10 protein-coding genes and 1 pseudogene are annotated in these 9,926 nt (G+C 71.8%); 3 read left to right on the forward strand and 8 right to left on the reverse strand.

Annotated elements, in window-relative coordinates:
* Positions 1-26: 26 nt before the first annotated feature.
* Positions 27-1,106, reverse strand: a complete 1,080-nt coding sequence (locus tag K4G64_RS18750) for an NADH:flavin oxidoreductase/NADH oxidase (protein ID WP_221757166.1) — start codon at positions 1,104-1,106, stop codon at positions 27-29.
* A 118-nt stretch (positions 1,107-1,224) separates the two neighbouring features.
* Here K4G64_RS18750 and K4G64_RS18755 point away from each other — a divergent pair, with 118 nt between their 5' ends.
* A complete protein-coding gene (locus K4G64_RS18755; protein ID WP_221757167.1) occupies positions 1,225-1,575 on the forward strand; it encodes a helix-turn-helix transcriptional regulator in 351 nt (116 codons plus the stop codon).
* A 6-nt stretch (positions 1,576-1,581) separates the two neighbouring features.
* On the opposite strand, the gene K4G64_RS18760 is transcribed toward K4G64_RS18755, so the two are convergent.
* Positions 1,582-2,925: an FAD-dependent oxidoreductase gene (locus tag K4G64_RS18760; protein ID WP_221757168.1), complete on the reverse strand. Its 1,344-nt coding sequence runs from the start codon at positions 2,923-2,925 to the stop codon at positions 1,582-1,584.
* A 209-nt stretch (positions 2,926-3,134) separates the two neighbouring features.
* Between K4G64_RS18760 and K4G64_RS18765 the strand changes: the two genes are divergently transcribed.
* The gene (locus K4G64_RS18765; RefSeq protein WP_308122420.1) at positions 3,135-3,599 is read left to right on the forward strand and encodes a DUF6214 family protein; all 465 of its coding nucleotides are present in this window, start codon (positions 3,135-3,137) and stop codon (positions 3,597-3,599) included.
* Positions 3,600-3,665: 66 nt separating this feature from the next.
* Here the strand turns inward: K4G64_RS18765 and K4G64_RS18770 are convergent, their stop codons facing one another.
* The gene (locus tag K4G64_RS18770) at positions 3,666-4,319 is read right to left on the reverse strand and encodes a DUF305 domain-containing protein (RefSeq protein WP_221757170.1); all 654 of its coding nucleotides are present in this window, start codon (positions 4,317-4,319) and stop codon (positions 3,666-3,668) included.
* Between the two features lie 190 nt (positions 4,320-4,509).
* Between K4G64_RS18770 and K4G64_RS18775 the strand changes: the two genes are divergently transcribed.
* Complete coding sequence (locus K4G64_RS18775) at positions 4,510-6,012, forward strand: LVIVD repeat-containing protein (protein WP_221757171.1); 1,503 nt, start codon at positions 4,510-4,512, stop codon at positions 6,010-6,012.
* On the opposite strand, the gene K4G64_RS18780 is transcribed toward K4G64_RS18775, so the two are convergent.
* The 5 genes and pseudogenes from K4G64_RS18780 to K4G64_RS18800 all read right to left on the reverse strand — a co-directional run bounded on the left by K4G64_RS18780 (position 6,000) and on the right by K4G64_RS18800 (position 9,745).
* Complete coding sequence (locus K4G64_RS18780; protein ID WP_221757172.1) at positions 6,000-6,686, reverse strand: TetR/AcrR family transcriptional regulator; 687 nt, start codon at positions 6,684-6,686, stop codon at positions 6,000-6,002. The two genes, K4G64_RS18775 and K4G64_RS18780, sit on opposite strands and share 13 nt — an antisense overlap.
* A 200-nt stretch (positions 6,687-6,886) precedes the next feature.
* A pseudogene (locus K4G64_RS18785) lies at positions 6,887-7,285 on the reverse strand (hypothetical protein).
* 66 nt (positions 7,286-7,351) lie between these two features.
* Positions 7,352-8,020: a phosphatase PAP2 family protein gene (locus K4G64_RS18790; protein WP_221757173.1), complete on the reverse strand. Its 669-nt coding sequence runs from the start codon at positions 8,018-8,020 to the stop codon at positions 7,352-7,354.
* A 142-nt stretch (positions 8,021-8,162) separates the two neighbouring features.
* Positions 8,163-9,098, reverse strand: coding sequence for a M56 family metallopeptidase (locus tag K4G64_RS18795; RefSeq protein WP_221757174.1), 936 nt, complete (start codon positions 9,096-9,098; stop codon positions 8,163-8,165).
* Between the two features lie 98 nt (positions 9,099-9,196).
* The gene (locus tag K4G64_RS18800) at positions 9,197-9,745 is read right to left on the reverse strand and encodes a DUF5134 domain-containing protein (RefSeq protein WP_221757175.1); all 549 of its coding nucleotides are present in this window, start codon (positions 9,743-9,745) and stop codon (positions 9,197-9,199) included.
* Positions 9,746-9,926: the final 181 nt, after the last annotated feature.

Raw genomic sequence — 9,926 nt, forward strand, 5'->3', positions numbered from 1 at the left:
CCGGGGTGCCGGGCCTGGAGATCGGTTCAGACCGACCGGTGGTACTGGTCCGGCACCCGCACCTCGCCGCCGAGCTCCCGCGCCGCGTGCCGTGCCCATGAGGGGTTGCGCAGCAGCTCGCGGCCCAGCAGTACCGCGTCCGCCTCGCCGTTGGCGAGGATCTTCTCGGCCTGCTCGACGTCGGTGATGAGCCCGACCGAGGCGACCGGCAGGGCCGTCTCGTTCTTCACCCGGGCGGCGAAGGGCACCTGGTATCCGGGGCCGGTGGGGATGCGGACGCCCGACGCATTGCCGCCGGTGGAGACGTCCAGCAGGTCGATGCCGTGGGACCGCAGGTCGGCGGCGAAACGGACCGTGTCGTCCGCGGTCCAGCCACCGTCCTCGAGCCATTCGGTCGCCGAGATGCGGAAGAACAGCGGCTTGTCGTCCGGCCACACCTCCCTTACGGCGTCGACGACTTCGAGGGCGAAACGGGTGCGGTTCTCGTACGAGCCGCCGTAAGCGTCGGTGCGGTGGTTGGAGTGCGGGGAGAGGAACTCGTTGATCAGGTAGCCGTGGGCGCCGTGGATCTCGGCGACCTCGAAGCCGGCGGCGAGCGCGCGACGGGCCGCGGCCGCGAACTGCTCGACCACGTCCTTGATCTGGTCGACGGTCAGCTCGGCCGGGACCGGATGCCTGTCGTCGAACGCGAGCGGGCTCGGGGCGACGGAGTCCCACCCGTGGGCGTCCGGGTCGACCGGGGCGCCGCCCTTCCAGGGGCGGTCCGTCGACGCCTTGCGGCCGGCGTGGGCCAGCTGGATCGCCGGCACCGTGCCCTGCGCGGTGAGGAAGCGGGTGATGCGGCGGAACGCTTCGACCTGGGTGTCGTTCCAGATGCCCAGGTCGTAGGGGGAGATGCGGCCCTGCGCCGACACCGCGGTCGCCTCGACGATGATCAGGCCCGTCCCGCCGGTGGCGCGGGCGGCGTAGTGCGCGAAGTGCCAGTCGGTGGGGGCCCCGGTCTCCGGGCCCTCCGGCGCCGCCGAGTACTGGCACATCGGGGGCATCCACACGCGGTTCGGGATCGTCAGCTCGCGCAGGGTGTAGGGCTCGAAGAGCGCGGTCACGGCGGACTCCATTCGTCACGGGGCCGATGTCGACTCGTACGATAGGCATCGTAGTACGGTGGATGTCAAACTACGAGGGTTCTCGTACTATGGAGTCCCCGAGGAAGTGGAGCCCGCCGTGTCGTCCCCCGCCGTCAGCAGTCGTGACCTGCCGCACCCCGCGTCCGGCGAGATCAGGCTGGAGGACGTTCTGCACGCGCTCTCGGATCCGATGCGGCTGCGGATCGTACGAGAACTCGCCGGTGCGCAGGGCGAGTTGTCCTGCTCGCACTTCGACCTGCCCGTCACCAAGTCGACCACCACGCACCACTTCCGGGTGCTGCGGGAGAGCGGGGTGATCCGGCAGGTGTACCGGGGGACTGCCAAGATGAACGGGTTGCGGTGGGGCGACCTGGACGAGCTGTTCCCCGGGCTGCTGGAGGCCCTGCTCCACGCCGCCGCCCGGCAGGCCGACCGGCTCGGTGGCTGAGCGGCCTCAGGGAGCCTGGCTCGCGGCGGCCCTCAACAGGGAGGGCCAGTCCGGGAGTTTGACCACGCCGCGCCCCAGCGAGGCTCCCAGTTCCGCCTCCGCCCGCTCGATCGCCTGCCAGCCCTGCCATGGCACCGGGTCGGTTCCCGCCGCGCGCAGCGCCGGGAGCGGGTCGTCGGGCACGGCCCGCAGCGTGAGGACCGGCGCGTCCTCCAGGAGTGAGGTCGCCGTCTCCTTCGCGCAGGGGCGGTTCGTACCGATGACGCCCGTGGGGCCGCGCTTGATCCAGCCCGCCACGTACTCGCCCGGGGCGACGGCACCCTCGCGCAGGACCCGCCCGGACAGGTTCGGGACGGTGCCGGTGACCGGGTCGAAGGGGAGGCCCTCCAGGGGGACTCCGCGGTAGCCCACCGACCGCAGGACCAGCTGTCCCGCGATGACCTCGTGGCGGCCCGTTCCCGTCACGCCGCCCCGGCCGTCCGGGGCCGTCCGCTCGAACCGCACCGCATCCACATGGCCCCGCTCGGCGAGCAGTTCGGCCGGGCGGAGGAAGAACCGGAGGTGGATGCGGCGCGGAGCGCCTTGCGGCGGTGTCCCGGCCCAGCCGCGCAGGACCTCGACGTTGCGGCGCTGCGGGGCGGGCAGCGCGGACGGGTCCGTGTATCCCGGATCCAGGGCCAGCTCCGCCGGATCGACGACGACGTCCGTCTCCGGCAGGGTGCCCAGCTCGCGCAGCTCCTTGGTGGTGAACCGGGCCTGGGACGGGCCGCGTCGGCCCACCATGTGGATCTCGGTGACCCGGCTGTCCGCCAGGGTGGTCAGGGCCGCCTGCGGCATGTCCGTGGGGGTCAGCTCAGCCAGTCCCCGGGCCAGCATCCGCGTCACGTCCACGGCGACGTTCCCCACCCCGATGACCACGGCCGACCGGGCGTCCCGCAGGAAACCGGCGTCCACGGCGTCCGGGTGGGCGCTGTACCAAGCCACGAACTGCGTCGCCGACCAGCTCCCCGGCAGGTCCTCCCCGGGGATGCCCAGGTGCCGGTCGGTGGCGGCGCCCACGCAGTACACCACCGCGTGGTACAGCTCCCGCAGCCGGCCGACGGTCACGCCGCCGGGGCCGATCTGCACACCGCCGAGGAACCGGACCCGCTCGTGCTCCAGGACGGCGCGCAGGTTGTTCTGCAGGGACTTGATCTTCTCGTGGTCGGGTGCCACGCCGTAGCGGACGAGACCGTAGGGGCACGGCAGCCGGTCCAGGACGTCGACGCGCACCTCGGCGTCCAGCTGGACGAGGCTCTGGGCGGTGTAGCACCCGCTCGGCCCGGAGCCTACGACGGCGACTCGCAGCACGGGAGAACTCCTTACCCGGGGGATCCCGCGGATCTCGGGAGAGCACTGACGCCTCCAGCATCGCACCGGCCGGGCTCCGCTGACAGGGTGCAGTGGCCCTCACGCGGCGCGTGTCCGATCTGTAGGGAATGTGATCATGCGGTTACGTTCAGTGCATGCTGGAAGCATCCTTTCTGAATCTTTCTGATCGCTCTCCGGCGGACGGTGCGGTGGCCGTGCGCCCCGCCTGGGAAGTGCGGGAGAACGAGGGCGCCACGCGCTGGTTCGAGTTCCGGCTGGTTTTCGAGGACGGCGCCCGGGTCGACGCGCTGGCCGTCGTGGGCGGCGGATGCGTCTGCGTCGAGGAGGTGCGCGCTCAGCCCGCGCTGTCCCTCGACGATCTGGCGGTGCTCGCCGAGTGGATCGAGGAGTCGGTCGCCGAGGCGTGCGGTAGCGGGCCCGCGCCCGGGTCCGACGGCAGTGGGAGCGAGGGGCGCCGGTCCCGGCCCGCCCGGCCGCGCGGGGCGGAGGGGAGGCTGCTGGTGGCGCGGGAGTACCGCGCGGCCCAGCGGGACGGCGCCGACCCGGTCCTCGCCGTGATGGGCGCGACCGGGCACAGCCGTCGTACATCGCTCAGGCTGATCGGCCAGGCCCGGGACGCGGGCCTGCTGTCGCCGCGCCGCGCCCGGCGCTGAACCGGGACGAGGTCCCGCTCCCGCGTCCGGCGCTGAACCGGGACGAGGTCCCGCCTCCGGGCGCGCTCAGAGCATGTTCCGCATCCGGGTGATCTCGCTCGTCTGCTGCGCGATCACCTCGTCGGCCATCTCCTCGACGCGGATGTTGTTGCCCTGCCCCTTCACGTCCGTGGCCATGGTGATCGCACCCTGGTGATGGGTCGTCATCAGGGTCAGGAAGAGGTGGTCGAAGGCCTTCCCGTCGGCCGCGCGGAGCTTCTTCAGCTGGGCCTCAGTCGCCATGCCGGGCATGGTGGCGTGTTCGTGCCTCCCGGCCTTCAGCGGCTTGCCGTACGACTTCAGCCAGCCCTTCATGGCCGCGATCTCCGGCTTCTGGCCGGCCGCGATGCGCTCGGCGATCCGCTTCACGTCCTTCGACTCGGCGCGCGTCGGGACGAGTTCGGTCATCACCAGGGCCTGGGAGTGGTGCTCGATCATCATGCGGGCATAGGAGACGTCCGCCGAGTTGGGGGAGTCGTCCTCCGGGTTCTGGTCGGCGGCCTCCTCCGCGGACAGGGTGCGGTTCGCCTCGCCGGGCTCACCCGGCGCGATCACGGCGGGCCCGTCCGCGGCGGCCGGCTCCCGGTCCGGACCGGAGTCACAGCCCCCGGCCGTGAGCACGGCCAGGGCGACCAGCCCCGTCGTGACGGCGGACGCCCGGGACGCACGGCGGAAGAGCACAACGACCTCCTGTGGCAAGCGGGTTGGGACGCACCTCGGGTTGCGGACGACGTACACGCACGTTTCCGCGGGTCATTGATCGGAAAACTTCATTGCGATTCTGTTGCCCTCTATTGGTATGTGCATGGCGAAGACGATACTGCGTGGTGCGTGAACCGTTCCGCAGTGAACGGAACCAGGGAGGAAAACAGTGATCCTGTTGAACGACCGCAGAACACGCCGCAGACGCCTGGGAGTTACCGCTGCCGCCGCCGGGCTGCTGGCCGCGCTCCTCACGGCGGCACCGGCAGGGGCCACCCCCGACCCGGGGGACGCGCCGCCCGCGCCGAAGAAGGTCTCCAAGAGCGACCAGGCAGAGGTCCGGGAGGCCATCGAGAGCGGCGACATACCCGGCCAGGACGAGATCGTCCACTCCGACAACATCCAGCACCTCGCCCACGTCCCCAAGGACGTGCTCCAGGGCACGAACTCGGACCTCGCCTTCCAGGGCAGGTACGCGTTCGCGGGCAACTACGACGGCTTCCGCATCTTCGACATCAGCAACCCCAAGGCGCCGAAGACCGTCGCCCAAGTGCTGTGCCCCGGTGCGCAGAACGACATCTCCGTCTCCGGGAATCTGCTGTTCCTGTCCACCGACTCCTCGCGCAGCGACAGCAGTTGCTCCAGCACCACCCAGCCGGCGACCGAGAAGTCCTCGTGGGAGGGCATGAAGGTCTTCGACATCAGCGACAAGCGCAACCCCCGGTATGTCGCCGCCGTCGAGACCGCCTGCGGCTCGCACACCCACACACTGGTGCCCGAGCGCCGCAACGTGTACGTGTACGTCTCCTCGTACTCGCCGAGCGCCACATACCCCGACTGCCAGCCGCCGCACGACGGCATCTCCGTCATCAAGGTGCCGCGCAACGCCCCCGAGAAGGCGAAGGTCGTCGGCTTCCCCGTGCTGTTCCCCGGTGAGGGGCCGGACGGCGGCGGCAACCCGGGCGGACCCACCAACCCGGGCGTGTCCAAGACCACCGGCTGCCACGACATCACCGTGCTGCCGTCGAAGGACCTGGCCGCGGGCGCCTGCATGGGCGACGGGATCCTGTTCTCCATCAAGGATCCGGAACGGCCGAAGGTCATCGACCGCGTCCAGGACAACGTGAACTTCGCGTTCTGGCACTCGGCGACCTTCAACCAGAAGGCGAACAAGGTCGTCTACACCGACGAGCTGGGCGGTGGCGGCGCGGCCACCTGCAACGCGGAGATCGGCCCGGATCGCGGTGCCGACGGCATCTACGACATCGTCGGCAAGGGCGACAAGCGCAAGCTCGTCTTCCGCAGCTACTTCAAGATCCCCCGTCACCAGGCGGACACCGAGAACTGCGTGGCCCACAACGGCTCGCTGATCCCGGTCAAGGGCAAGGACATCATGGTCCAGGCCTGGTACCAGGGCGGCGTCTCCGTCTGGGACTTCACCGACTCGGCCAAGCCGAAGGAGATCGCCTACTTCGACCGCGGTCCGCTGACCACCGACACGATCAAGTCGGGCGGCTCGTGGTCCGCGTACTACTACAACGGCTACATCTACTCGAACGAGTACGCCCGGGGCTTCGACGTGCTGAAGATCGACGACCGGCGCACGGACCCGGCCCGCTGGGTGCACCAGCGTGAGCTCAACGTCCAGACCCAGCCGGACTACTTCGACTGACCCCGCGGGTCGCACTCCGGTGCGGCACCGGTCGCGAAGAACCGCGACAGATCCTTGTCGCCCCTCCCGCCGCAGGCTCCGGTCTCCGGCGGGAGGCCCAGCTCCCAGCCGAGCCGGTAGCGCTTGAACAACTCGGCGCGCAGCACCGGCACCGGCATCGGCGCCCCCGGCACCACGGCGGCATACACCGAGCCCATCAGCAGGGCGCGCATCATCGGGTAGTCGCTGTCGACGTCCGTGGACCCGTGCCGGGCCATGGTGTCCCGCAGCAGCTCGGCCAGCCGCCGCTGCTCTGGGCACTGCATGAAGCCCTCGGCCTGCAGGATCCCCGCCATGTGCTGGCGCATCAGCACGGGCCGGTCCCGGGCAAGACCCAGGATCGCGTCGATGGCCCGGGCCATCCGCTCCCGGCCGTCCTCCGTGCGCGGCTCGCGCTCCAGCGCCTCCTCCAGCGTCCGGTGCATCAGCCGGTGCACGGCGGACTGCACCAGCTGGCGCTTGCCGGGGAAGTAGTACGACACCAGGCCCCGGGCCGATCCCGCCCGGTCCGCGATGTCGCCGAGCGTGGTCGCCTCGTAACCGCGTTCACTCACCAGCTCGACCGCCGCCTGCAGCAGCCGCTCCCGGGAACGCCGCCGCAACTCTTCGTTCACCGAGGCGCTACGCGGAGACATGCTGCAACTCCTGTGTTGACTGGCTGCCAGCCAACTATACTCAGAGGGTCCGGCCAAGACCTCGTCAGGTCTGGGCCGGTGATGCCGTCTGCCTCGGGCGACGCGGGGGATCGTCCGAGGCGGGCGAGCGCTCGGGCCCAGTAGTGGCCTTGGGCTACTTTCCGAAGCGGCACGCCGTCCCCGCGGACGGCGCGACCGGCTCAGCTCACCGGATCCAGGAACGGCCGCAGCCCGTCCGGCCGGTCGGCCGCCGGCAGGTGGTCCACGAAGTGCACCCCGCACCCCAGAGGTGGCACGGGTCTTGAGCGGGTCGGCGCCGAGCGCCTCGCAGGCGACGCCGAACAGCCGCGGGTCGGGCTCTTGCACGCCGTGCTCGAACTGCGGTACCGGATGGGCCAGGCGTCCGCGAGTTCTGCCGGAATCCGCGCGGGATCACCGCCGCCGGGCAGCGCCCCCACCGTCTCCAGGGCCAGGACCGCGGCGGTCAACTCGGCCTCGGTGAGCCGGACATCGGCCGTGGCCAGGGCGCCACGCAGCCAGGAGTCGGTGGACTCGACACGGAAGAGGGTTCCGGAGAAGTCGAAGAGCACGGCGGTCATGGGGGTGGGCGATCCTACGAGGCCGCCCCGACGCCACGAACGAAGATCGGTGGGGCGGTGACGGGTTCAGGGCTGCCGGCGTCGGTGCACCCACACCGCCAGGGCCACCACCATCGTGCCCAGCAGCCAGCCGCCCACCACGTCCGACGGCCAGTGGACACCGAGCCAGATCCGGGTCAGCCCGACCCCGACCACGGAGACGACGGCCACGGCCACGGCCGTACGCCACACGGCCCGGCCGACGCCGTGCCGGTGCAGGAGCCACAGCAGCAGGCCGCACACCACCGTGGCGGTCATGGCGTGGCCCGACGGGAACGCCGAGTAGTGGGCCGAGTCGACGGGGTCGGGCCAGACCGGGCGGGGGCGGTCCACCGCGGCCTTGACGCCCTGCTGCAGCAGCGTGCCCAGCGCGACGGCCAGCGCCAGCCACAGCGCCGTCCAGCGCGCCGCCCACCGCACCACCAGCCACACGACGACGGCCGCGCTCAGCAGACGCATCGTCCACGGGTCCCACACCCAGTCCGTGAGGATGCGGCACGCCTGGGTGAGAGCGGGTTCGTCCACCGCCCAGCGGTGTGTGGTGTCGGCGATCTCCCCGTCCGCGCTGATCAATGGGCTCCATCTCGCCGCGACGAGGGTCAGCAGCAGCGCCGAGCACAGGGCCAGGACACCGGCGAGACCGGCGGTGGTGCGGTACTCCGGACAGGGCGGGGAATCGACGGACGAGGTGTGCATACAGCGATCCTCGCCGAACCGGGGGGTCCGGATCCAGTACGGGGAAGATCTTCCGTCACCGCGGCGTCATGCTTCGGCCATGCCGGATCCACCGGAGGGGTTCCCGGACGCTCCGCGCCCGGGGGGCGCTCGGGAGCCTCGGCTACCCCAGCGCCCGCAGCCCCGGCACGAACGCCACCAGCACCGGCACCACGGGCACCAGCGCGGCCGCCGCCGTCAGCCGCAGACGCCGGGCCGCGGTCAGCCGGTCCGGGGGAGTGAGCAACCGGTGCACCCGGGCGGGGACATGGGCCTGCGGAGTGGGGCAGGGCCCGAACACGCCGCGGTGCTCGTTCAGTTCGACCAGCGCCAGGGCTGTCGTGAGGCGGCCGAAGCGGCGCGATGCCGTGTCGTCGGCGGCGAGTTCGACCAGGCGGTGCATCTCGTCGCGGAACGCGGCGAACACGGGTACCTGCGGGAAGCCGCCGGCGAGAGCCGAGGAGCAGTTCAGCAGCCAGTCGTGCCGGGCCCGGGCGTGGCCCTGCTCGTGGGCGAGCACTGCGTCCAGCTGCCGGCCCTTCAACCGGAGCAACGCGGCCGTGGTGACGACCAGTTGCGGGGGAGTGCCGGGCTGCCACCAGGCGTCGGGCCGCTCGCTCTCCAGGACGACTAGCCGGCCGGAGACGGCCACCTCGCCCGGCAGCAGCGGGGCCCGGACCAGCAGATCGGCACGCCGTCGGCGGCGCCTGGCACGGGCCCGGCCGATCTCGCGGATCAGCATCGCCGCGCTCCACAGCCCGCCGCCGGCGAGTGCGACCGCCGTGGTTGCCGCCCAGGGGCCCGCCGTACCCAGGGCGTAGGCCTCGACGACCGCGCGCGGGGCCGTCGAGAAGAGGTGCCCGCCGACCGCGTGCCAGGCCGCCGCCGCGCTGAGCGTCATGGACAGCGCGCAGCACACGAGGACGGCCGCCACCACGCACTGCCACACCCACAGCGCCACCACCGGCTCACGGTCCGGCCAGTCCGCCCGGGCGAGCAGCCGGGGGGCGACCACGGCGGCCACGGCGCCGAGCAGCAGCAGCACGGCGGTGAGCATCATGGGGGCAGCCTATGAGCGCGGCCCCGCCCGGGGGTACGCCTCGCGCCGTCAAAGTGACGCAGGCAACGGATCCGTTGGGCGCCGCGGGCCGGTGCCGCTCACAGAGTCAGCAGCATCGCCACCATCGCGATCCCCATGGACAGACGGCAGGCGCGCGCCAGTTCCGGCCGGTCGCCCCAGCCGGCTCGGGCACCGCCCCCGGCCACGGCGGCCACCGGCACCAGACGGACGCCGGTCAGCAGCACGTAGGCGGCGAAGTACAGCAGCAGCGCCCCGGTCAGGAGTGGGACTCCCGATCCGCTCCGGCCGTGCGCGTGCCCCGGGGAGCCGGCCATGACGAGGGACATGTAGACCATCGCCGCCGCGCCCACGAGGTGGTGGAGGTGGTGCGGGCCCGTCCGGGACGCCCACAGCGCGTGGGCCCCCGCCGCCCCGAACACCGCCGCGTAGACCGGCCAGGCCCATGCGGGCGGAGTGAACACCGCCGCGGGGACGGCCATCGCCGCCATCCCGAATCCCATCAGCGCCTCGCCGCCCGCGCCGCCACGCTGCTCCTCGGCGCCGCTGCGCATCCGCGCCAGGCAGTAGGTGCCGGTCACCGCGCAGAGCGCCACCAGCAGCCAGCCGGACGAAGCCGGTCCGTGCACGTCGTACCTCCCCGTTCGACGGTCGGTCATTCGATGCCCGGGCCATGCGGCGCGCACGCGAGCGCAGAGGTGTACACGGGGAGCATTCGACGGAGCACGCCAGGTGATGGGATATGCTTTACGGATAAAACACCTGTTAATCTTTGCATCATGAGCAGTGCGCCCCCCACCCCTTCCACCC

The sequence above is a fragment of the Streptomyces sp. WAC04114 genome, assembly GCF_019733245.1.
In the GTDB taxonomy this organism is placed as follows: Bacteria; Actinomycetota; Actinomycetes; order Streptomycetales; family Streptomycetaceae; genus Streptomyces; species Streptomyces massasporeus_A.

What these genes read in the sequence shown, in the direction of transcription:
- K4G64_RS18780 (WP_221757172.1), bottom strand. Translation starts at nt 6,686, where the DNA reads ATGTCTCCGCGTAGCGCCTCGGTGAACGAAGAGTTGCGGCGGCGTTCC.
- K4G64_RS18790 (WP_221757173.1), bottom strand. Translation starts at nt 8,020, where the DNA reads ATGCACACCTCGTCCGTCGATTCCCCGCCCTGTCCGGAGTACCGCACC.
- K4G64_RS18795 (WP_221757174.1), bottom strand. Translation starts at nt 9,098, where the DNA reads ATGATGCTCACCGCCGTGCTGCTGCTGCTCGGCGCCGTGGCCGCCGTG.